This window comes from Lysobacter sp. Soil_N_51 (genome assembly GCF_057655755.1).
On the sequence record NZ_JBDGLR010000004.1, the window covers coordinates 220,948 to 243,693 of the forward strand.

19 protein-coding genes are annotated in these 22,746 nt (G+C 66.8%); 14 read left to right on the forward strand and 5 right to left on the reverse strand.

The genetic code is table 11. The features are described 5' to 3' along the window. Positions 1-490: 490 nt before the first annotated feature. The 9 genes from AC3A4T_RS08715 to AC3A4T_RS08755 all read left to right on the forward strand — a co-directional run bounded on the left by AC3A4T_RS08715 (position 491) and on the right by AC3A4T_RS08755 (position 13,493). Positions 491-2,119, forward strand: a complete 1,629-nt coding sequence (locus AC3A4T_RS08715; RefSeq protein WP_487675023.1) for a TldD/PmbA family protein — start codon at positions 491-493, stop codon at positions 2,117-2,119. A gap of 21 nt (positions 2,120-2,140) precedes the next feature. After that, on the forward strand, positions 2,141-3,475 hold the full coding sequence (locus AC3A4T_RS08720) for a TldD/PmbA family protein (protein WP_487675024.1): 1,335 nt from the start codon (positions 2,141-2,143) through the stop codon (positions 3,473-3,475). Positions 3,476-3,585: 110 nt separating this feature from the next. Beyond that, positions 3,586-5,211 carry a TldD/PmbA family protein gene (locus AC3A4T_RS08725; RefSeq protein ID WP_487675025.1) on the forward strand — a complete coding sequence of 542 codons (1,626 nt, stop codon included), beginning with the start codon at positions 3,586-3,588 and terminating at the stop codon, positions 5,209-5,211. Between the two features lie 89 nt (positions 5,212-5,300). Beyond that, positions 5,301-5,975, forward strand: coding sequence for a DUF4159 domain-containing protein (locus AC3A4T_RS08730; RefSeq protein ID WP_487675193.1), 675 nt, complete (start codon positions 5,301-5,303; stop codon positions 5,973-5,975). A 323-nt stretch (positions 5,976-6,298) separates the two neighbouring features. After that, a complete protein-coding gene (locus AC3A4T_RS08735) occupies positions 6,299-7,309 on the forward strand; it encodes an AAA family ATPase (RefSeq protein WP_487675026.1) in 1,011 nt (336 codons plus the stop codon). A 19-nt stretch (positions 7,310-7,328) separates the two neighbouring features. Then, entirely contained in the window at positions 7,329-8,210 is an 882-nt protein-coding gene (locus tag AC3A4T_RS08740) for a DUF58 domain-containing protein (RefSeq protein WP_487675027.1), read from the forward strand. Next, the gene (locus tag AC3A4T_RS08745; RefSeq protein WP_487675028.1) at positions 8,207-9,409 is read left to right on the forward strand and encodes a BatA domain-containing protein; all 1,203 of its coding nucleotides are present in this window, start codon (positions 8,207-8,209) and stop codon (positions 9,407-9,409) included. The genes AC3A4T_RS08740 and AC3A4T_RS08745 overlap by 4 nt, the downstream gene beginning before the upstream one ends. Further along, positions 9,406-11,595, forward strand: coding sequence for a hypothetical protein (locus tag AC3A4T_RS08750; RefSeq protein WP_487675029.1), 2,190 nt, complete (start codon positions 9,406-9,408; stop codon positions 11,593-11,595). The genes AC3A4T_RS08745 and AC3A4T_RS08750 overlap by 4 nt, the downstream gene beginning before the upstream one ends. Positions 11,596-11,603: 8 nt before the next feature. Beyond that, positions 11,604-13,493, forward strand: coding sequence for a carboxypeptidase regulatory-like domain-containing protein (locus AC3A4T_RS08755; RefSeq protein ID WP_487675030.1), 1,890 nt, complete (start codon positions 11,604-11,606; stop codon positions 13,491-13,493). 60 nt (positions 13,494-13,553) lie between these two features. On the opposite strand, the gene AC3A4T_RS08760 is transcribed toward AC3A4T_RS08755, so the two are convergent. The 5 genes from AC3A4T_RS08760 to asnS all read right to left on the reverse strand — a co-directional run bounded on the left by AC3A4T_RS08760 (position 13,554) and on the right by asnS (position 17,292). Beyond that, positions 13,554-14,339 carry an SDR family oxidoreductase gene (locus AC3A4T_RS08760; RefSeq protein WP_487675031.1) on the reverse strand — a complete coding sequence of 262 codons (786 nt, stop codon included), beginning with the start codon at positions 14,337-14,339 and terminating at the stop codon, positions 13,554-13,556. Between the two features lie 56 nt (positions 14,340-14,395). Further along, entirely contained in the window at positions 14,396-15,031 is a 636-nt protein-coding gene (locus AC3A4T_RS08765; RefSeq protein WP_487675032.1) for an FMN-binding negative transcriptional regulator, read from the reverse strand. Between the two features lie 8 nt (positions 15,032-15,039). Continuing rightward, positions 15,040-15,348 (reverse strand): hypothetical protein, encoded by a 309-nt coding sequence (locus AC3A4T_RS08770; RefSeq protein WP_487675033.1) that lies wholly within the window; start codon positions 15,346-15,348, stop codon positions 15,040-15,042. Then, positions 15,348-15,653, reverse strand: coding sequence for a hypothetical protein (locus AC3A4T_RS08775; protein ID WP_487675034.1), 306 nt, complete (start codon positions 15,651-15,653; stop codon positions 15,348-15,350). Before AC3A4T_RS08775 ends, AC3A4T_RS08770 begins: the two co-directional genes overlap by 1 nt. Before the next feature lie 238 nt (positions 15,654-15,891). Beyond that, positions 15,892-17,292: an asparagine--tRNA ligase gene (asnS, locus tag AC3A4T_RS08780; protein WP_036104022.1), complete on the reverse strand. Its 1,401-nt coding sequence runs from the start codon at positions 17,290-17,292 to the stop codon at positions 15,892-15,894. Positions 17,293-17,489: 197 nt separating this feature from the next. On the opposite strand from asnS, the gene AC3A4T_RS08785 reads away from it, so the two are divergent. From AC3A4T_RS08785 to rpsR, 5 genes are all read left to right on the forward strand, one after another. Continuing rightward, entirely contained in the window at positions 17,490-18,617 is a 1,128-nt protein-coding gene (locus tag AC3A4T_RS08785; protein ID WP_487675194.1) for a DUF2891 domain-containing protein, read from the forward strand. A 330-nt stretch (positions 18,618-18,947) separates the two neighbouring features. Then, positions 18,948-19,286 carry a HesB/IscA family protein gene (locus tag AC3A4T_RS08790; protein WP_036104021.1) on the forward strand — a complete coding sequence of 113 codons (339 nt, stop codon included), beginning with the start codon at positions 18,948-18,950 and terminating at the stop codon, positions 19,284-19,286. A gap of 420 nt (positions 19,287-19,706) precedes the next feature. Continuing rightward, positions 19,707-21,512, forward strand: a complete 1,806-nt coding sequence (locus AC3A4T_RS08795) for a DUF885 domain-containing protein (protein ID WP_487675035.1) — start codon at positions 19,707-19,709, stop codon at positions 21,510-21,512. Positions 21,513-21,912: 400 nt separating this feature from the next. Beyond that, positions 21,913-22,341 (forward strand): 30S ribosomal protein S6, encoded by a 429-nt coding sequence (gene rpsF / locus AC3A4T_RS08800; RefSeq protein WP_036104015.1) that lies wholly within the window; start codon positions 21,913-21,915, stop codon positions 22,339-22,341. A gap of 11 nt (positions 22,342-22,352) precedes the next feature. Continuing rightward, positions 22,353-22,583: a 30S ribosomal protein S18 gene (gene rpsR / locus AC3A4T_RS08805; RefSeq protein ID WP_031372470.1), complete on the forward strand. Its 231-nt coding sequence runs from the start codon at positions 22,353-22,355 to the stop codon at positions 22,581-22,583. Positions 22,584-22,746: the final 163 nt, after the last annotated feature.

The following is a 22,746-nucleotide window of genomic DNA, read 5'->3' on the forward strand; positions in this document are numbered from 1 at the left end:
GATGTCGGGTGATCTTAATCCGGTTGTGCGCCGCACTTAAGGTCCGATGCGACGGCAGCGGTCTCGGTCGCCGGTCTGTCGATCCCAGGCCGATATTGCACCGGGTTCCGGAGTCACGGCCCTAGGTTTCCGCTCAGGCGCACGATCGGAAAGAAGAGCATCGGGCTGGAATCCCTCAACAGCGCTTCGGGCTTCAGCCTTTTCACACAACTGCATCGAGGCATCGGCGGGGACGGGCCTCAAGTTTGCCGATCATGTCCTATGCGATGCCATCTAGGTCGAAAGTCATGCTTCGAATGCATGAGTCGCGAAACAAAGCGTAATTCATGCGCAGATGGATGCGTCGCGCACGCCATGGTCATGCTCATGCGCGCCTCTCGGCACTTGACGTGCAAGTACGACGCTGCGCACATTCCGGCGGGGTCACTTTCATCCATGCCTGGCGATCGCCGAAGCGCGCTTGCGGGGCTCACTACGGCGGAACCATCACGTGGATAGACGCAATTTCCTCAGCATGTCCGGGCTCGGCATCGCCGGGCTCATGATTCCCTTCGGCAACGTGATCGCCGCGGAGGCCTTGCTGGTGCCGTTGGACGTGGCCAGGAAGAAGACCCTGGCCGATATCGCGCTCAACGCGGCCAAGGCCGCCGGCGCGAGCTACTGCGACGCGCGCATCGGCCGCTATCTGCGCCAGTTCGTGATCACCCGCGAGGACAAGGTCCAGAACGTGGTGAACACCGAATCCACCGGCATCGGCATCCGCGTGCTGGTCGACGGCGCCTGGGGTTTCGCCGCCACCAACCAGCTCAACAACGATGCGGTCGCCAAGGCCGCGCAGCAGGCCGCCGCGATCGCGCGCGCCAACGCCAAGAGCCAGACCTCCAAGGTCGAACTGGCCAAAGCGCCGGGCGTGGGCGAGGTCGCCTGGAAGACCCCGATCCGCAAGAACGCGATGGAAGTGGCGATCAAGGATAAGGCCGACCTGCTGCTCGGGGTCAACGCCGCGGCGATCAACGCCGGCGCCAGCTTCGTCAACTCGATGCTGTTCCTGGTCAACGAACAGAAGTACTTCGCCTCCACCGACGGTTCCTACATCGACCAGGACGTGCATCGCATCTGGGCGCCGATGACGGTCACCGCGATCGACAAGGCCAGCGGCAAGTTCCGCACCCGCGACGGCCTGTCCGCGCCGATGGGCATGGGCTTCGAATACCTCGACGGCGACGCCTCGGGCAAGATCGTGCTGCCCAACGGCGCGGTCGCCTACAACAAGTCCTACGACATGCGCGCCGACGCGGTCGCCGCGGCCAAGCAGGCGCAGCAGAAACTCACCGCGCCGACAGTCAAGCCGGGCAAGTACGACCTCGTGCTCGATCCCTCGCACACCTGGCTCACCATTCACGAATCGATCGGCCATCCGCTCGAACTCGACCGCGTGCTCGGCTACGAAGCCAATTACGCCGGCACCAGCTTCGCCACCCTCGACAAGCAGAAGTCCGGCTTCAAGTACGGCAGCGACCAGGTCACGGTGTTCGCCGACAAGACCCAGGAAGGCAGTCTCGGCGCGGTCGGCTTCGACGACGAAGGCGTCAAGACCAAGCGCTGGAACCTGATCAAGGACGGCATCCTGGTCGACTACCAGACCATCCGCGATCAGGCCCACATCCTGGGCAAGACCGAATCCGACGGCTGCTGCTATGCCGACTCGTGGTCGTCGGTGCAATTCCAGCGCATGGCCAACGTCTCGCTGGCGCCGGGCAAGAACAAGCTCAGCGTCGCCGACATGGTCAAGGACGTGGAGAACGGCATCTACATCGTCGGCGCCGGTTCGTTCTCGATCGATCAGCAGCGCTATAACGCCCAGTTCGGCGGCCAGCTGTTCTACGAAATCAAGAACGGCAAGATCACCGGCATGCTCGAGGACGTGGCCTACCAGATCCGCACGCCGGAATTCTGGAACTCCTGCGCCGCGATCTGCGACGACAGCGATTACCGCCTGGGCGGCTCGTTCTTCGACGGCAAGGGCCAGCCCGGCCAGGTCTCGGCGGTTTCGCATGGTTCGAGCACGGCGCGTTTCAACGGCGTCAACGTCATCAACACCGCCCGCAAGCTCGGCTGACCGGCGCAGGAGAATCAGACAATGAGTATTTTTACCGAAGCGCAGTCCAAGGCCATCCTCGACAAGGTCATCGCGCTGTCCAAGGCCGATGAATGCACCGCGACCCTGACCGGTTCGATCGACGGCAACATCCGGTTCGCCCTCAACAACGTGTCGACCAGCGGCATCGTCAGCAACGCCGACCTGGCCGTGCAGGTGGCCTTCGGCAACCGCACCGGCACCGCGACCATCAACGAGTTCGACGACGCCGCGCTCGAACGCGTGGTCCGCCGCGCCGAGGACCTGGCGCGACTGGCGCCGGAAAACCCCGAGTTCATGCCGGCGATCGACAAGCAGAGCTACAAGCCCAGCTCGACCTTCAGCGCCGGCACCGCGGCGATCACGCCCGAGTTCCGCGCCAAGGTCGCGACCGATTCGATCGCGCCGTGCCGCGACGGCAAGCTCGTCGCCGCCGGTTTCCTCGAGGACGGCCAGAGCTTTGTCGCCTTCGCCAACAGCAAGGGCAACTTCGGCTATCAGCAGTCGACCAACTTCAACTACACCTGCACCGTGCGCACCGAAGACGGCCGCGGTTCTGGCTGGGTCGGGCGCAACCTGCAGGACTCGGGCCAGTTCAAGACCGATGCCGACGTGCGCATCGCCATGCGCAAGGCCACCGAATCGGCCGAAGCCAAGGCGCTGGAGCCGGGCAAGTACACGGTGATCCTGGAACCGGCCGCGGCCGCCGGCCTGATCTCGTTCATGATGAATTTCTTCGACGCGCGCCAGGCCGACGAAGGCCGCAGCTTCCTGTCCAAGAAGGGCGGCGGCAACAAGCTCGGCGAACTGGTCTACGACCCGCGCGTCAACATCAGCGCCGACCCCTGGGACCCGCGCGCCTCGGTGCTGCCGTGGGACAGAGAGGGCCTGCCGCGCGAGAAGATGGCGATCATCGACAACGGCAAGGTCGCCGCGCTGGATTATTCGCGCTTCTGGGCCAAGAAGCAGGGCAAGAAGGCGATCGGCTCGCCCGGCAACCTGCTGATGGCCGGCGGCGACAAGTCCACCGCCGAACTCATCAAGGGCACCCAGAAGGGCATCCTGGTCACCCGCACTTGGTACATCCGCATGGTCGATCCGCAGACCGTGCTGCTGACCGGCCTGACCCGCGACGGCACCTTCTACATCGAGAACGGGGTGATCAAGCATCCGGTGAAGAATTTCCGCTTCAACGAATCGCCGGTGATCATGCTCAACAACATCGAGGAGCTCGGCCGTCCGGTGCGCGTGGCCGGCGACGAGTCGGGCTTCGTGATGATGATCCCACCGATGAAGCTGCGCGATTTCACCTTCACTTCGTTGTCGGACGCGGTTTGATCGGCGCCGTGCGGGTGGCGCGGCCGCGTCGCGGTCCGCCACTCGCCATCGCCGTGTGAGTTGCGTGACGTTTATTCCGATGTGTTCGATCCACTAAGTGCGAGCCGCCTGTGCAACGACGCGATTTCCTCAGTTTCACCGGTCTGGGCCTGGCCGGCCTGGCGCTTCCCTACGGCCGCGCGATCGCGGCCGATGCGCTGCTGGAACCGGCCGATCAGGCCAAGCGCCGGCTACTGGCCGACACCGCGTTGAGCGCGGCGCGCGAAGGCGGCGCGAGTTATTGCGACGTGCGCATCGGGCGTTATCTGCGTCAATCGGTGATCACCCGCGAGGCGCAGGTGCGCAACATCGTCAACGGCGAATCGGCCGGAGTAGGCATCCGCGTGCTGTGCGAAGGTGCGTGGGGCTTCGCCGCCACCGCGTCGTCGACGCCCGACGCGGTGGCCGGCGCGACCCGCCAGGCCGTGGCGATCGCGCGCGCCAATGCGCGGGCGCAGACCCGCAAGGTCGAGCTCGCGCCGGTCGCCGGCGTGGGCGAGGTCGCGTGGAAAACCCCGATCCGCAAGAACGCGATGGCGGTACCGATCAAGGAAAAAGTCGATCTGTTGCTGTCGGTCAACGCGGCCGCGCTCAAGGCCGGCGCCGATTACGTCAATTCGACCTTGTTCGTGATCAACGAACAGAAATATTTCGCGTCCACCGACGGCAGCTACATCGATCAGGATGTGCATCGCATCTGGTTGCCCTTGACCGCGACCGCGGTCGACAAGGCCACCGGCAAGTTCCGCACCCGCGACGGCTTGTCGGCGCCGATGGGCATGGGCTACGAGTACCTAGACGCCGATCCGGCTGGGCGGGTGTCGCTGCCCGGCGGCCTGATCGGCTACGGCCGTTCCTACGACGTGATGGCCGACGCGGTCGCCGCGGCCGGCCACGCCCGCGCCAAGCTCAAGGCGCCGTCGGTGAAGCCGGGAAAATACGATCTGGTGCTCGATCCGTCGAATCTGTTCCTGACCATTCACGAGAACGTTGGTCATCCGCTCGAACTCGATCGCGTGCTCGGTTACGAAGCCAATTACGCCGGCACCAGTTTCGCCACCTTGGACAAGCGCGATCAGGGTTATCGCTACGGCAGCGAGGTGGTCAATTTCGTCGCCGACAAGACCCGCCCGGGCAGCCTGGGCGCGGTCGGTTACGACGATGAAGGCGTCAAGACCCGCGAATGGGACCTGATCCGCGACGGCATCCTGGTCGACTACCAGGCCACGCGCGACGAGGCGCATATCCTCGGACACAAGCAGTCGCACGGGTGCAGCTACGCCGACTCGTGGTCGAGCGTGCAGTTCCAGCGCATGGCCAATGTTTCGCTGAAGCCGGGCAAGACGCCGCTGAGCGTGGCGCAGATGATCAAGGGCGTGGAGCGCGGCCTGTATGTGCACGGTCGCGGTTCGTATTCGATCGACCAGCAGCGCTATAACGCCCAGTTCGGTGGCCAGTTGTTCTTCGAGATCAAGAACGGCGAAGTGACCGGGATGGTCGAGGACGCGGCCTATCAGATTCGCACGCCGGAGTTCTGGAACGCCTGCGTGGCGGTGTGCGACGAACGCGATTTCCGTCTCGGCGGCTCGTTCTTCGACGGCAAGGGCCAACCGAGTCAGGTGTCGGCGGTGTCGCACGGATCGAGCACGACGCGTTTCAATGGCATCAACGTCATCAACACCGCGCGTGCGCTGTAGGCGATGAAGCCGATGGGCGAGGGTGCGCGGTTGCCGATCGTCGTGCGTAGGGATGCATCGCGGTGAACCGCGCGCAGTTCCTGCGATTGATGCTCGGCGGCGTAGCCGGCGCCTGGCTCGCGCGTTCGCCGCTGGTGCAGGCCGCGGCCGATTACGATTTCTGGTTTACCCGGCTCAAGTACGACTCCGGCGACTGGGACGTCGACCAGCGCATGCCGGCCAATCTGATCACCTCGTTGATCGACTACACCAACTTGCGCGTCGACCCGAAGGAGCACGTGCTGGCCTTGGCCGATCCGAAGATGCTGGCGGCGCCGTTCTGCTATCTGGCCGGGCACAAGCTGGTCGAGTTCAACCCCGACGAGCGGCGCAACTTCGAACGCTACGTGCGCAACGGCGGCTTCGTGTTCGTCGACGACTGCAACCACGACATCGACGGCCTGTTCGCCAAGTCGTTCGAAGCGCAGATGGGCAAGATCTTCGGCGCCAAGGCGCTCAAGCGACTGCCGAAGAACCACCCGATCTACCGCAGCTTCTTCGTGTTCGACGGCCCGCCGGCGACCGGTTTCGAATTGAACGGCTGGGGCGACGATCTGGTTCACGACTATTTGCAGGGCATCGAAATCGATGGCCGCCTGGGTGTGCTGTACAGCAACAAGGATTACGGCTGCGAGTGGGATTACGACTGGCGCAATAAGCGGTTTTTGGCTGAGGACAATACTAAGTTCGGGGTCAATATCGTGATGTATGCGTTGGGGTCTTGACGGCCGGGAGTCGGGAATCGGGAATTGGGAATCGGAAAGGCGGATGCGAAGCCCTGTGTTGCGACGCGGGATTGCAGGCGGCGTTTGGTGAGACGGGAATCGATGCCGGCGTAGTGTGGTGAGTGGCGCGGCTGTTGCTTTTGCCCCCTTTGAAAAAGGGGGCGGCGACCGCGCAGCGGACGCGGGGGATTTGCTTTTGCTTTTGCTTTTGCCTTGGCAGTTGGCTGTGAAGGCAAGAGCAAATCCCCCCTAGCCTCCCTTTTTCAAAGGGGGGGAATTTTGACGGTGGCGCTTGCAGAGGCGTCGCTTTTCGGGAAGTGCAGATGACTACGAACGCGGCAAACAACAACAGCGAGGCCGAACTCAAATCGCAGCTCGAACGGCTCGGTGCGCTGCGTCAGGCGATCGCGCAGGCGATCGTCGGCCAGGACGACGTGGTCGAGCAGTTGCTGATCGGCTTGCTCGCCGGCGGCCACTGCCTGCTCGAAGGCGTGCCGGGTCTCGGCAAGACCTTGCTGGTGCGCTCGCTCGGGCAGGCGCTGGAACTGCAGTTCCGGCGCGTGCAGTTCACCCCCGACCTGATGCCCAGCGACATCCTCGGCACCGAACTGCTCGAGGAAGACCACGGCACCGGCCATCGCCATTTCCGCTTCCAGCCCGGACCGATCTTCACCAACCTGCTGCTCGCCGATGAGCTCAACCGCACCCCGCCCAAGACCCAGGCAGCGCTGCTCGAAGCGATGCAGGAACGCACGGTCAGCTATGCCGGCGTGACCCACACCTTGCCGTCGCCGTTCTTCGTGCTCGCCACCCAGAACCCGCTCGAACAGGCCGGCACCTATCCCTTGCCCGAAGCGCAGCTCGACCGGTTCCTGCTGCATATCCGTGTGGGCTATCCGAGCGAACGCGAAGAACACGACATCCTGCAGCAGACCACCGGCGCGCACAGCGCGCAGGTGCCGCGGGTGATGGGCGGCGAGGACGTGCTGGCGTTGCAGGCGCGGGTGCGTGAAGTGCATCTGGCCGACGATCTGCTGTTGTGGATCACGAGACTGGTGCGCGCGAGCCGTCCTGACGAAGGCGGGCTGGCGGAAGTGCGGCAATGGGTGAAGTGGGGCGCAGGTCCGCGCGCCGGCCAGTCGCTGGTGCTCGCGGCCAAGGCGCGTGCGTTGCTGCACGGCCGCTTCGCCGCGACCCGCGAAGACATCGCCGCGCTGGCCGCGCCGGTGATGCGCCATCGCCTGCTGCTGTCGTTCGCGGCCGAGGCCGAGAACAAGAGCGCCGACGACGTGATCGCCGCCTTGCTGCGCGGCGTGCCGTTGCCCGGCGGTTGAGCGCGGCGCGGACGGCACGGTGAACGATCTGATTCCTGCCGAGGTGCGGGCACGCTTGCGCGGCCTGCAATTGCTGTCGCGGCGCGCGGTCGGCAACCACGGCATCGGCCTGCACAGCAGCCGCAGCCGCGGCGCGGGGTTGGAATTCGCCCAATACCGCGCCTACGAGCCTGGCGACGAACTGCGTCAGGTCGATTGGAAACTGTACGCGCGCTCCGACCGTTTCTTCGTCCGCGAGGCCGAACGCGAAAGCCCGCTCGCGGTGTGGTTGCTGCTCGATGCGACCGCGTCGATGAGCCAGGGCGATGCGGCGCGATCGGGCTGGTCGCGCTTGCACGCGGGCAAGGCGCTGGCGGCCTGCGTGGCCGAACTGGCGCTGCGCCAGGGCGACCGGTTCGGACTGATCGCATTGCGCGGCGACGGCCTGCGCCTGGTCGCGCCCGCGGCCGGCGTGCGTCAGCGCGATCGCCTGCTGCTGGAATTGCACGGCTTGTCGGCGCAGGGCGCGTGGCCCGCGGCCGACAGCTTGCGACCGTTGTGGGAACGCATCGACGCCGGCGACTTGGTGATCATGATCGGCGACGGATTCGACGAAGGCGCGCTCGCCGTCGCCGAACGGCTCGCCGCGGCGCGGCGTGAAGTGCTGAGCATCCGCATCCTGACCGCCGAGGAACGCGATTTCCCGTTCCGCGGCGGCTACCGCTTCCGCGATCAGGAAACCGGCGAGGAATTGCTCGGCGACGGCGCCGCCTTGCGCGAGGACTTCCTGCGCCGCTTCGCCGCTGCGCGCACGGCGTTGGACGCGCGTCTGGACGCCAGCGGCATCCGTCACGCCGAGTACGTGCTCGACGAGGCGCTGGATCTGCCTTTGCGGCGATTGTTCGGCGCGGGGGTGGCGTGAACCCGGTCCTGTTGTTGCCCATTGGTCTGGCCGCGCTGGCCGCGTTGATCGTGCCGTTGCTGATCCATCTGGCCCGGCGCAGCGAACAGCGTCCGACCGATTTCGCCGCGCTGCGCTGGCTGCGGCAGCGACCCAAGCCGCGCCACCGCATTCGCTTCGACGAATGGCTGTTGCTGGCGGTGCGTCTGTTGTTGCTGGCCTTGCTCGCGTTGTTGCTGGCGCGGCCGGCGTTGTACGGCGCGCAGAGCGACGCGCCATGGATTGCGGTAGTGCCGGGTGTGCAGGCGCAGTCCTTGGCGGAGCTGGATCGACCTGCGGATGCGCGCATGCATTGGCTGACACCAGGATTTCCCGAGTTCGATCCGGCCGTGCCCGCGCCGCCGACGTCTTCGGAACTACCGGTATCGAGCTTGCTGCGCGAACTCGATGCCACGCTGCCGGCGCAGGTCGCCGTGATCGTGCTGGTGCCCGAGCAACTGCAAGGCGCCGATGCGCAGCGGCCGCGCCTGTCGCGACAGGTCGAATGGCGGGTGCTGCCGGGCGCGATGCCGACGCGCACCGCGCAAGCCGTCGCCGCGCCCGATCTCTCGATCCGCTACGCCGCCGATCGCGCCGCAGCGCTGCCGTATCTGCGCGCGGCGATCGCGTCGTGGCGCGAGCCCGGCGCGGTAGCGGCGGGTCGCGTCAATGGTTCGATCGCGTTCGATACGCAGCCGCTGGACGCGTCGTCCAGGCAATTGCTGTGGCTCAAGCCCGGCCCGCTGCCGGACGCGGTGAGCGAATGGATCGCCGGCGGCGGCACGGTTCTGCTCGATTCCGCCAGCGCCTGGCCGAGCGGCGCGGACGAGGGCTCGGCGATCGTGCCGGTGCCGCTATGGCGCAATGCCGACGGCGCGGTTCTCGTCGAAGGCGCGCGTTACGGCCGCGGCAAGGTCATGCGCTGGACCCGCGCCTTGACCCCGCAGGCACTGCCGGAATTGCTCGAACCCGGGTTCGCGCGGCAATTGCGCAACTTGTTCGAACCGCCGCGCGAACCGCCGTCGCGGGTGATGGCGCGCGAGCATGCGCCGTCGACCGGCGCGGCCGCGTTCGCGTTGCCGCCGCGCGATCTGCGGCTGTGGTTGGCGTTACTGATCGCGCTGGTATTCCTGTTCGAACGTTGGCTGGCGACGCGGCCGCGTCGTGGAGCGGCGCCATGAACGCGAGCGAACAGTTGCGCGACCTGTTGCATGGCGTACGTACTCGCCGCGGGCTCGACCTTGCGCTGAGCTGCACGCCGTGGGCCTTGGTCGTCGCGGCGATGGTGTGGCGTTTCCATGGCATTACCGCCGCGGTGATCGCGTTGATCGTCGCGCTCGCGTTGATCGCGGTGTTAAGTGCGCAACGCGCCCGCAGCCTGGACACGCTGTGGCTGATCCGTCGCCTCAACACGCTGCGCGCGGATATGGACGACAGCGCCGATCTGTTGTTCGCGTCGCCGCAGGGGCTCACTGGCCTGCAGACGCTGCAACGTTCGCGCTTGCAGGATCGTCTAGTCCATGGCGCACCGGTGGAACTGCGATCGGCATGGTCGACGAAGCGGTCGCTGCTCTCTCTGCTGGTCGCCTCGCTGGTGTTCGCGACCATCGTGCTATGGCCTGGGCCCAAACCCGCCGCGCCGAAGTTGGACGCGTTGTCGCCCGCGCCGGCCGTCGCCGCTTTGCCGGGTCAACCGCGACTGACCGATCAGGCGCTGCGAGTCGATCCACCGGCCTATACGCGTTTGCCGCCACGCAGCGAACCGACGCTCGAAGCGCGCGTGCCACAAGGTTCGAACCTGCGCTGGACCCTGCGTTTCCAACCGCAACCGGCCAGCGCCGCATTGGTATTCCACGATGGCCTGCGCCTGCCGCTGCGCCGTCAGGGCGAGGACTGGATCGCGCAACGCAGCCTGCCCAAGTCGGCGCTGTACCGGATCGAAGCGGCTGGCGCGGCGCCGGCGCAGTCGCGACGCCTGTATCGACTCGATGTGACCCCCGATCGCGCTCCGCAATTGCGCGTGCTCGAACCCGATCGCGGCCTGACCCTGATGGCGCAAGGGCAGCGCGTGTGGCCGCTGGTGTTCGAAGCCAGCGACGATTACGGCCTGGCCGCCACCGCGCAGTTGCGCATCACCCTGGCCCAGGGCAGCGGCGAGAACATCACCTTCCGCGAACAGCGCATCAGCCTGCGCGGCACCGGCGCGGCGACGCAGAAACGCTATGCGCAGCGGTTGGATCTGGCCGCGCTGGGGTTCGCGGTCGGCGACGATCTGATCGTGCAGCTCAGCGTCGACGACAACCGCAGCCCGCAGCCGCAGACTGCGTTGAGCCCGAGCCTGATCCTGCGCTGGCCGGCCGATCTGGGCAGCGAAGCCACCGGCATCGAGGGCATGGTCAAGACCACCTTGCCGGCGTATTTCCGTAGCCAGCGGCAGATCATCATCGACGCCGAAGCCTTGATCCCGCAGCGGCGCAAGCTCGGCGCCGACGAGTTTCTCAAGCGCTCCGACGCGATCGGCGTCGATCAGCGCCTGTTGCGTCTGCGCTACGGCCAGTTCCTAGGCGAAGAAGCCGAAGGCGAGCCGCGTTTGCCGACCAACGATGAAGCGCCTGCTGCCGATGGCGAGCACAAAGACGAGCACGGCGATAAACCCGCTGCGACGGACGGTGCGTCCCACGACGATCACGACCACGCATCCAACGCGGCGCCGGCGAAGTTCGGCGAAGAAGGCGCGGTGCTGGAGGAATACGGCCACACTCACGATCACGCCGAGGCCGCGACCTTGCTCGATCCGGGAACGCGCAAGTTGCTCAAGGCCGCGCTCGACGAGATGTGGCAATCCGAGCTGCATCTGCGCCAGGGCGAGCCGAAGCTGGCCTTGCCGTACGCGTACAAGGCGTTGGGATTCATCAAGCAGGTGCAGCAGGCCAGCCGCATCTATCTGGCGCGGGTCGGGCCGGAGCTGCCGCCGATCGACGAGAGCCGGCGGCTGAGCGGCGACCGTAAAGGTCTGGCGCGGCGCGAGGATGCATTGATCGCGGCGAATGCGGCCGATCCCTTGCTCGGTTCCTTGTGGCTGCAACTGCAGGCCGCGCCGGGTAGCGGCGATGCGGCGGCCATCGATTACGGCGCGCTGGAACGCTGGCTCGGCGAGCACGATGCGCGGGTCGCCGATCCGCTCGCGTTCGCGGCCGCGCTCGACAGCCTGCGCAATCAGCCCGAGTGCGCCTCGTGCCGCGCGCAACTGCGCAGTCTGCTGTGGCCGTTGCTGACCCGGCCGCCGGCTTCGGTCGCGCCGCGCGATGTCGGCGATGCGATCGACCGACGCTATTTCGAAGCGCTGCAAGGCGAGGGTGGACGATGAACTCGCCAATGCACTGGCCCATCGACCTGCCCACCCTGATCGCAGCCATTCTGGGCCTCGCGGTGTTGATCGCGATGGCGAGCCTGATCCATCGCCAGCGCCGCAGCGATCGGCCTGCGCGTTCGCGCGGCTGGCGCTTGGCGTTGCTGCTCGCCGCGCAGCCGATTCTCGCGGTCTTGTTGTATCTGAGTCTGCTGCCGCCGCCGTTGCGCACTCAGGCCGGCACGATGGTGGTCGCGACCGCGGGCGCGGCGCAAAGCGGTGCTGCGATCGTGGGCGAGGTGCAGATCGGACTGCCGGAAGCGCCGTTGTCGGCGGAGCGCGAGCGCGTACCCGATCTCGCCACGGCCTTGCGCCGTTATCCTGGGACGCAACGACTGCGGGTGATCGGCGCGGGACTGGAAGCGCGCGATCGCGACGCCGCGCGCGGACTGGCGATCGAATTCCAGCCGCCCGCGTTGCCGCGCGGCTTGGTCGGTGTGTGGGCGCCGTCGCGGGTCGGTGTCGGCGCGACCTTCGCGGTACATGGCCGAGTGCAGGGCATGCAGGACGGCACGGTCGAACTGCTCGATCCGGGCCGGCAGCGCGTGGACCGGATCGCGCCCGATCGCGATGGCGGATTCGCGCTCAGCGCGGTCGCACGCGGTCCCGGACTGACCGGATTCACCCTGCGGCTGCGCGATGCCCGCCAACGTGTGATCGAGGAAATCGAACTGCCGGTTGCGGTATTGCCCGACGCGCAGCCGAAAGTGCTGGTATTGGCCGGCGCGCCCGGACCGGAGCTCAAATACCTGCGGCGTTGGGCAGTGGATGCGGGGCTGAAGCTGCATACCCAGATCAGCGTCGGTGCCGGCATGCAGCTCGGCGATGCGCCGGTCGCGCTGAATGCCGCGACCCTGGCCGGGTTCGATCTGGTCGTGCTCGACGAACGCGCCTGGGATGCGCTGGGCGCGCCGCAGCGCGAGGCGTTGATGGCGGCGATGCGCGCGGGGTTGGGCGTGATGCTGCGCATCGGTGGGCCCTTGTCGCCACGCATGCGCGCACAACTGCGCGAACTCGGATTCGAACTGGGCGTGGGCGCGGATTCGATCGCGATGCAGCTGCCGGCCCCGGCGATCGATGAGGACGCGATACGCGCTCGACTCGGACCCGGCAGCGAACACGCGCCGCGTCCGCGCGATCAACCCGTCGCGGCGGTGCCGGCCCTGACCCGGCGCAATCTGTCGCTGGCCGGGCCCAAAGTGCAAATCCTCCTGCGCGATGCCGACGGCAATGCCTTCGCCGCTTGGCGCGCGAACGGGCAGGGCCGCATCGGCCTGTGGAGCTTGGGCGACAGCTTCGTGCTGGCCTTGGCCGGACGCGACGATCTGCATGCGCAGTTGTGGAGTCAGGCATTCGCGACCTTGGCCCGAGCCAAGCCGCGCGACACATTGCGGATCGAAGGCACGGCGCGACAGGGCGAACGCACGGTGCTGTGCGGGCTGGCCGATGGCGCGCGGGTATCCGATCCACAAAACAGATCGCTGAGCTTGCTGATCGACCCGGTGCGCGGCGCCGAGCGTTGCGCCGCGTTCTGGCCCGATGCGGCCGGCTGGCATGCGTTGAAACAAGGCGAACGTACCACCGCGTTCTTCGTGCGTGGCCGCGACGATGCGCCTGGATTGCGCGCGAGCGAATTACGCGAAGCGACCTTGGCGCTGGTGTCGTCGCAGTCCAACACCGCCCCCGCCGCCGATGCCTCGTCGCGCGATCGAGCGAAAAGCATGTTCGCGAGCGACGTGCCGCGCGGTGCCGCGTGGCCATGGTTCCTGGCTTGGCTGGTCTGTGCCGCGGGGCTGTGGTGGCTGGAGCGCTCGCGTCTTGGGCGCTATGGCGCCGCGGTCGCCGAGCAGGCGTGATCGTTGAGCAATAGCGTCGGCGCTACAAAACACCCGCGCGATCGCTCGATCCGGCAATCCTCAGATCGACTGCATCCGTCCACCGTCCACCGCCAGGCTCACGCCGTTGACGTAACCCGCCGCCGGCGAGCACAGGAAGGCGATGCAGGCGGCGATTTCGGAGGCGTCGGCGAAGCGATTGAGCGGTACGGTCTTGCGCATCGCATCCATCACGGCTTCTTCGGATAAGCCGGTGGTGCGCGCGCGATCGCCGACGATCTGTTCGATGCGCGCGGTCCGGGTGTAACCGGGCAGCACGTTATTGACGGTGATGCCGTCGCCGCCGAGCTCGCGCGACAAGGTCTTGGCCCAGCTCGCGACCGCGCCGCGAATGGTGTTGGACACGCCGAGGCCGACGATGGGCTCCTTGACCGAGGTCGAGATCACGTTGACCACGCGGCCCCACTGCGCCGATCGCATGCCCGGCAACACCGCGCGCACCAGGGTCTGGTTGGCGAGTAGATGGCGCGAGAAAGCGTCGAGATAGGCCGTATCGGTGGCCGAATGCGCTGGGCCTCCGGGCGGGCCGCCGGTGTTGTTGATCAGAATATGCACCGGCTTGCCGGCGGCGAGCGCTTCGACCTGCGCGCTCAGCGCGGCGGCATCGGCGACGTCGGCGGCGATCCAGCCGTGCGCCTGCGCGCCGCTGCGCGGCAAGTTCTCGGCGACCGCGGCCAGCGCTTCGGCGCGACGCGCCAGCACGGTCACGTCGCAGCCGAGCAGGGCCAGTTCGTGCGCGGCGGCGCGGCCGATGCCTTCGGATGCGCCGCAGACCAGGGCGTGTTTGCCGGTGAGGTTGAGGTCCATGTCGATCTCCGATGACGGCAGCGCGACATGCGCCGCGAGTGGAAGATGATGCGCGGTCAATCGTCCGCGACGGTGTGCCGCATGCGTTCGCGCATCAACGCCGCGACCGCGCGGCTGTCGTCGCGGTCCTGCACCTGCAACTGCGTGGCGACGTTTTCGCGATTGGTCAGGGGATGGTTCTGGCTGAGCTTGAACTTGAGTTCGATGCGCTCGACCCGGAGACGGAAACCGACGATGCCGCGCAGTTGCCGGCGCAGTTCGTCGCGCTCGACTTCGAAGCGCCAGTCGCTGCCGATGCGGGTCTCGTGGCGCACGCTCAGATCGTCGACGACCTGGGCCAGTCCCGCCTCATCCTCGAAGGTTTCCAACTGGCCGTGCAGATGCGCGATCGCGTAGTTCCAGGTCGGCACCCGCGCCGCGGTTTCCTTGTCCGCATACCAACCCGGCGAGATGTAGGCCTGCGGGCCTTGCAGGACCGCCAGGGCCGGGCCGGCGTGCCGCGCTTGCGGATTCGGGCGTGCCCAGTGGCCGCGCAGTTCGACCTGGTCGCCGTCGCGGCGGTACAGCAGTGGCAGATGGCTCACCGTCGGCAGTTCGTCGCGCACCGTGATCAGGGTGCCGAAGTCGTACTGCTCGGCCAGGCGATCGAGCGCGCCCAGGTCGGTTTCGGCGAAGGCGCGCGGCAGGTACATGTCCGGGCTCAGTGCGGCTGCGGCAGTTTCTGGATCATCAGCGCGGCCAGCGCGGCATCGTCGCCGGCCCGCGGCGGAACCAGCTCGGCCAGGGCGAAACCGCGAGCCTGCGCATCGTCGTCGTCCAGGCCGCTGAGTTCGACGAACTCGGCGTCCATCAACGCCGCGCGCGCGGTGTCCTCGCTGTCGTAGGGCAGGATCTTGCCGTCGCTGTCGAACACCTCGGCGGTGCCGGCCTCGCGCACGCGCAACCGCGCCCACACCACGGTCCGGCCCAGGGTCGCCAGCCACCAGCTTTCGTCGGAATATTCGCTCATCACGCCACCACCGCAGACAGGAACCACAACACGCCGGCGCAGGCCAGCGCAACGAAAACGATCAGCAACGACACCCGCGCCGGCGTGGCCAGGCCGTCGAGATTGCGATCGCTGGCGGCGCGGTAACGCTGGCGCAGCAGCCAGCTCCATGCCGCCGGATTGACGAAGGCCGCCTCGCCGAGCGCATGCCGCAGCGGCGGATGGCGATCGCGCAGATGCACCAGCGCCAGCGGCCAGAAGATCGCGAACGCGCAGAAGGCCGATATCGCGATGCCTACGAAGGTCAGGGCCAGGAACAGGATCACGCTGTTTTACCTCATGGGCGGGGCGAAGCGGCTACCAAGGAAGGCCGCATTGCTTCGCAATCGCCGCGTTGTTTCAGACCGTCATCCCCGCGAAGGCGGGGATCCAGGGCTTTATCGCGACAAGACCCTGAAGTCTCTGGATTCCCGCCTTCACGGGAATGATGAGCAAAAGCGAATGACTGGCGAAAGTCAAAAGCAAGGCGCGTGACCGATCAACTTGATCAACGCGCCTTCAAAATCAAAACTCCGCATTCCCCGGCGCACGCGGATAAGCGATCGCGTCGCGGATATTGCTCAGCCCGCACACGTACACCACCAGACGCTCGAAGCCCAGGCCGAAGCCGGCGTGCGGGACGGTGCCGTAGCGGCGGAAATCGCGGTACCAGCCGTAATGGGTCGGGTCCAGGCCGAATTGGGCCATGCGCGCGTCGAGCACGTCCAGGCGCTCTTCGCGCTGGCTGCCGCCGATGATCTCGCCGATGCCCGGCGCGAGCACGTCCATCGCCGCGACGGTCTTGCCGTCGTCGTTCAGGCGCATGTAGAAGGCCTTGAAGTGCTCGGGGTAGTTGGTCACCACCACCGGGCGGCCGACGTGCTGCTCGGTCAGCCAGCGCTCGTGCTCGGTCTGCAGGTCCAGGCCCCATTCGACCGGGAACTCGAACTTCTGCCCGGACTTCTGCAGCAGCGCGATCGCATCGGTGTAGTCGATGCGTTCGAACGGCGCGTTGACGAACGCTTCCAGACGCGTGAGCGCGGTCGGTTCGACCCGCTCGGCGATGAACGCCAAGTCGTCGGCGCGCTCGGCGAGCACCGCGCGGAACAGGTACTTGAGGAAATCCTCGGCCAGCTGCGCGTTGGCGGCCAGGTCGTTGAACGCGACCTCCGGCTCGATCATCCAGAACTCGGCCAGGTGGCGGGTGGTGTTGCTGTTCTCGGCCCGGAAGGTCGGGCCGAAGGTGTACACCTTGCTCATCGCCAGCGCGTAGGCCTCGGCGTTGAGCTGGCCCGACACGGTCAGGAAGGTTTCCTTGCCGAAGAAGTCGCGCGAGAAATCCACCGCGCCGGCCTTGTCGCGCGGCAGGTTGGCCAGGTCCAGGGTCGACACGCGGAACATCTGTCCGGCGCCTTCGGCGTCGGAGGTGGTGATGATCGGGGTGCTGATCCAGAAGTAGCCGTTCTCGTGGAAGAACCGGTGCGTCGCCTGGGCCAGCGAGTTGCGGATGCGGGTGACCGCGCCGAATAAATTGGTGCGCGGGCGCAGGTGCGCGACTTCGCGCAGGAATTCCAGCGAATGCGCCTTGGGCTGGATCGGGTAGGTCTCCGGGTCTTCGACCCAGCCGACCACCTCGAAGGTTTCGGCCTGGATTTCGAACGCCTGGCCCTGGCCCTGCGAGGCCACCAGCTTGCCAGTGGCGACCACCGCGCAGCCGGCGGTGAGATGCTTGATCTCGCTGTCGTAATTGGCCAGCGAATTGGGCGCGACCACCTGGATCGGCGCGAAGCAGGAGCCGTCGCTTACATTGACGAAGCTCAGTCCGGCCTTGGAATCGCGCCGGGTGCGTACCCAGCCGCGTACCGTGACCTCGCCGCCCGCCGGGATCTTGCCCGCGAGTGCCTGTTCGACGCTTACCACCGTCATGTCGTGCCGCCTTGAGCGCGTTGCGTGTGAGGGACGGCGATCATAACGGATGATTCCGGCGAAGCGCGCCGGCGCGCGCGATCGTAGACTGCGCAGTCGATCACGGGCGGGGACGCGTCATGGGCAAGGGCGGGGCAGGTCGGGAGCAAACGAACCGTTGGGGTGCGACCGCGCGACGCAGCCTGATCGCGGCATTGGTGTTGTGGACGGGCGCCGCCATCGCGCAGCAGCAGCAGGCCGTGCCCAAGGCCCTGCCGATCCCGGCACCGGCGCCGGACGTGGTGCTCGACGAAGCCCACGCGGCCCATTTCGCCGGGCTGGCGCTGAGCTGCGTCGGTCGCGAATACCCGAACAAGATCGCCCACCGCCTGGACAACGCGCGCGACGTGCAGGCGCCGAGCCAGCTGTATCCGGCGTTCTACGGCTGCTACGACTGGCATTCCTCGGTCCATGGCCATTGGCTGCTGGCGCGTCTGGTCCAGCGCTTTCCGCAGGCGGCGATCGCGGCGCCCGCGCGCGCAGCGCTGGCGCGCAACCTGACCGCGCAGAACATCGCCGGCGAGCTGGCCTACCTGCGCCGCGGCGACGACGACAGCTTCGAACGGCCGTACGGCCTGGCCTGGCTGCTGCAACTGGGCGCGCAATTGCGCGGCTGGGACGACCCGCAGGCGCGGCAATGGGCCGCGGCGCTGGAGCCGCTGGAACGCGAGGCCGCCGGCCGCCTGCTGCGCTGGCTGCCCAAGCTGACCAAGCCGATCCGGGTCGGCGAACACAGTCAGACCGCGTTCGCGTTCGGTCTGGCCTTGGATTGGACCCGGATCAGCGGCGATCAGGTCCTGCGCGACGCGCTGATCGCCCGCTCGCGCTACTACTACCTGGCCGACCGCAACTGCCCGCTGGCCTACGAACCGTCCGGCCAGGACTTCCTGTCGCCGTGCCTGGCCGAGGCCGATCTGATGCGGCGGGTGCTGGCACCGGAGGAATTCTCGCGCTGGCTCAAGACCTTCCTGCCGCAGATCCCGCGCCGCTCCCGTAGCGACTGGCTGACACCGGGGCTGGTGCTGGACCCGGCGGACGGCAAGCTGGCCCACCTCGACGGGTTGAACCTCAGCCGCGCCTGGATGCTGGAAGGCATCGCCCGCGGGCTGGCCCCGGGCGACCGCCGGATTCCGGCCTTGCGTGCGGCCGCGACCGAGCACCGCAAGCTCGGCCTGATCGCGGTCGGCGACACCCATTATGCCGGCGCGCATTGGCTGGGCAGCTTCGCGACCTATCTGCTGGCGCCGCCGGAGGTGCCGGCAGCGGCGGCTGGTCGCGGGGACTGAACGGGGTGATGCGGCCGATCCGACCGTTCCTGGGGGATCGACGCCAAGCCATCAGGCGGAGCAGGGCAGGCTGAAGCCGGTGCGACCACCCGCGGCCAGCCATGCAGACTTGGCCACGCCTTGAACCCCGGGACGCATGCCGCCATATCGGGTACAGCCCGTGGATGCCGGGCTGGTACCATTCCGGCATCGCCTGATTAATGCATGTCCCCGCGTGGGCATGCACGAGACCATCGCGGCGGATGCGGTCCGATCGAGAATCGATCGGTCGGCCAGCCGCTCAGCGCCACCGGTCGTCGCGCCGCCCATGCCAACCCTACGAGTACCGCCATGCCCGTGACCCTCGCCCCCGCCGCGCTTGCCCGAGTCCAGCACTTCCTGACGGAAACGCCGACCGCCCTGGGCCTGCGTTTCGGCGTGACCCGCACCGGCTGCTCGGGCTGGCAGCACACCGCCGACCTCGCGCGCGAACAGCGCGAAGGCGACACCGTGTTCGAACAGGACGGCGTGCGCATCTACGTCGACCCGATCAGCCTGCCGCTGGTCGAAGGCACCCGCATCGATTTCCTCAAGCAGGGCCTGGGCGAGATGTTCGTGTTCCAGAACCCCAACGCCACCGCCGAATGCGGCTGCGGCGAGAGCTTCACCACCCAGGCCGACGCGGCCTGATTCACATCGGCCCGGGTAAAACGCAGCGGCCGGATCCAGCCGCCGCGCAGCGCCGTCAGCCCCTGTAGGAGCGGCGTAAGCCGCGACCGCCATCCAACCCGTCTGATCGAACCTTGCGCCGGCCTGCGCCAATTCGCGGTCGCAGCTCGCGCAGCTCCTACAGTCGGCAGCCGCGGCACTTCACGACCTGATCCAGTCTCTGCGCAGTTACGTCAGCCCTCTGTAGAAGCGGCGCAAGCCGCGACCGCCATCCAACAGGCCTGATCGAAACCGGCGCCGGCCTGGGTAAATTCGCGGTCGCAGCTTACGCAGCTCCTACAGTCGGACACGCGGCCGCCCCGAACCCAGCCCAACTTTCGTCATGCGGCGCCCCTGCGCCACCGGGCTAGACTCGGACGCTGACTTCAAGGGGAATTCCGCATGCTCCGTCCCGTCCTGCTCGCCACGGCGATCGCCGCCGTGGTGCTGGCCGCATCGCCCGCCACCTTCGCCGCGCCCGCATCGACCACCACCGCCGGCCCGGTCGCGCGCAAGCCCAGCGCGTTGGCGCTGCACGCCCTGTTCGACGCCGAGTGGGAACGCGGCCTGCGCGAAAGCCCGGAAAACGCCAGCTACAACGGCGACAAACGCTTCAACGACCGCTGGGCCGATTACAGCCTGAACGCGATTCAAGCGCGCAGTCAGGCCGATCGCGACGCGCTGGCCAAGCTCAAGGCCATCGACCGCGGCGACTTGTCGGTCGCCGACCAGCTCAACTACGACGTATTCGCCTGGGACCTGGAGCGCAGCATCGAGCGACAGAAATTCCGCGAATACCTGTCGCCGGTCGGGCAGGCCGGCGGCGTGCAGAGCGCCGACGGCATGGTCGAGGTGCTGCAGTTCGCCCAGGCCAAGGACTACCGCGACTGGCTCGCGCGCATGCGCGCCTTGCCGACGGTGATCGAACAGAACGAGGCGCTGATGCGCGAAGGCGTCAAGGCCGGCATCACTCCGCCGCGCGTATTGATGCAACGCGTGCCGGCGCAGATCGCCAAGCAGGTCGTCGCCGATCCGACCCAGAGCCCGTTCTACAAGCCGTTCAACCGCTTCCCCGACAGCATCGGCGCGGCCGACCGCGCGGCGCTGCAGGCCGAAGCGAAAAAGGTCATCGCCGAGACGTTGGTGCCCGCGTATCGCCGCTTCGGCGAGTTCTTCGACAAGGACTATCTGCCGCACACCGTCACCAGCATCGCGGTCAGCGATCTACCCGACGGCAAGGCCTATTACGACTTCCTCGCCGCGTACTACACCACCACCGACCTGAGCGCCGATGCGATCCACCAGATCGGCCTGAAGGAAGTCGCGCGCATCCGCGCCGACATGGAAAAGATCAAGACCGAAGTCGGGTTCAAGGGCAGTCTGAGCGAATTCTTCACCTACCTGCGCAGCGATCCCAAGTTCTTCCACAAGACCCCGGCCGAGCTGCTGGAGGCCTACCAGGCCACGTCCAAGCGCATCGATCCGGAACTGGTGAAAGTGTCGAAGATCATCCCGCGCCAGCCCTATGGCGTGCGCCCGATTCCCGACAACGTCGCCCCCGACACCACCACCGCCTACTACCAGCCCGGCGCGGTCGACGGCAGCCGTGCCGGCTTCTATTACGTCAATCTGTACAAGCCCGAAGTGCGGCCGACCTGGGAAATGATTCCGCTGTCGCTGCACGAAGCGGTGCCCGGCCACCACTTCCAGTTCGCCCGCGGCCTGGAACTGCCGGATGCGCCGATGTTCCGCCGCACCGGTTATTTCGTGGCTTACGGCGAAGGCTGGGGCCTGTACGCCGAGCGTCTAGGCTACGACATGGGCCTGTACGACGATCCCTACGACCGCATGGGTCAGCTGGCCTACGACATGTGGCGCGCGGTGCGGCTGGTGGTCGACACCGGCATGCATGCCAAGGGCTGGAGCCGCGACAAGGCCATCGCCTATTTCACCGACAACGCGCCCAAGACCGAGCAGGACATCGTCAACGAAATCGATCGGTATATCGGCACCCCGGGCCAGGCGCTGGCCTACAAGATCGGCCAGCTCAAGATCTCCGAACTGCGCGAGCGCTCGCAGCGGGCGCTGGGCGAGGGCTTCGACGTGCGCGACTTCAACGACGAAGTGCTCTCGACTGGCTCGGTGCCGTTGGGCGTGCTGGAGAAGCACATCGACGAGTGGATCGCGAGCAAGAAAGCCGGGCGCTGAGCGGACGGCGTCCTCGAATCGCGTCGCGCGAGCGGCGGATCGGGTCCGTCGCTGGTGCTGAGGTATGTCGCAGTCGGTCTTGAGACGTCGGTGTCGAGTCGCCCGGCCGGTATGAATCGCGACTCAGCCATCAGTCGCATAAGATTGCGCGACGGAACGGAATCCTCGCTCAAATCGGCATCATAGCTCCGTCAAACGGTCCGGCTTGCGGGGCTGGCTGCGCCCGCGCCAGGCCGCGATTTGCTCCCGGCCGCCAAACACCGCCATAATACGCGGCTCCCAAGAGGCCACTGACCTCCTGGGACCTTGCTCCACCGCATCCGCTACGGACGTCGGGGGGCTGAACCGGGTTGCCGACGGGTTCGCCGTTGGCGATCCATCATCCACAAGGAATCACACCATGCGTCATTACGAAGTCGTGTTCCTGGTCCATCCGGACCAGAGCGAGCAGGTGCCGGCCATGATCGAGCGCTACAAGTCGCTGATCGAAGCCGGTGAAGGCAAGATCCACCGTCTCGAAGACTGGGGCCGCCGTCAGCTGGCGTACCCGATCGAGAACCTGGTCAAGGCTCACTACGTCCTGCTGAACATCGAAGTCACCCAGACCGTGCTCAACGAGCTGGTCGACGGTTTCCGTTTCAACGATGCGATCCTGCGTCACCTGGTCATGAAGCGCGACGACGCCGACACCGAGCAGTCGCTGATCATGAAGTTCAAGGACGAGAAGGGCGACAAGCCCGAGCGCGGTGAGCGCCGTCGTCGTGACGACGACAGCGACAACGCAGTCGGCACCGCCGACAGCGCCGAAGACAACGCCGAAGCCGCCTGAGGATCGATCCCATGTCCAAATTTTTCCGTCGCCGCAAGTTCTGCAAGTTCACCGCCGAAGGCGTCAAAGAGATCGACTACAAGGATCTCAACACCCTGCGCCAGTACCTGACCGAGACCGGCAAGATCGTGCCGAGCCGCGTCACCGGCACCAAGTCGAAGTACCAGCGCCAGCTGGCCACGGCGGTCAAGCGCGCGCGTTTCCTCGCGCTGATCCCGTACACCGACAATCACAACGCCTGACGGCGTAGGAGTGAGTGGCGGCTTTGCCGCCCTGTAGGAGTGAGAAACGAGAGAAAGCTTTTGCTTTTACTCACGTCTCACTCCTCTGAACTCACTCCTCGCTTCTTCGGACAGCGAATCCCGCTGCGGACCTAAAGGCCCGCTAACGAATACGGAGCAAGAC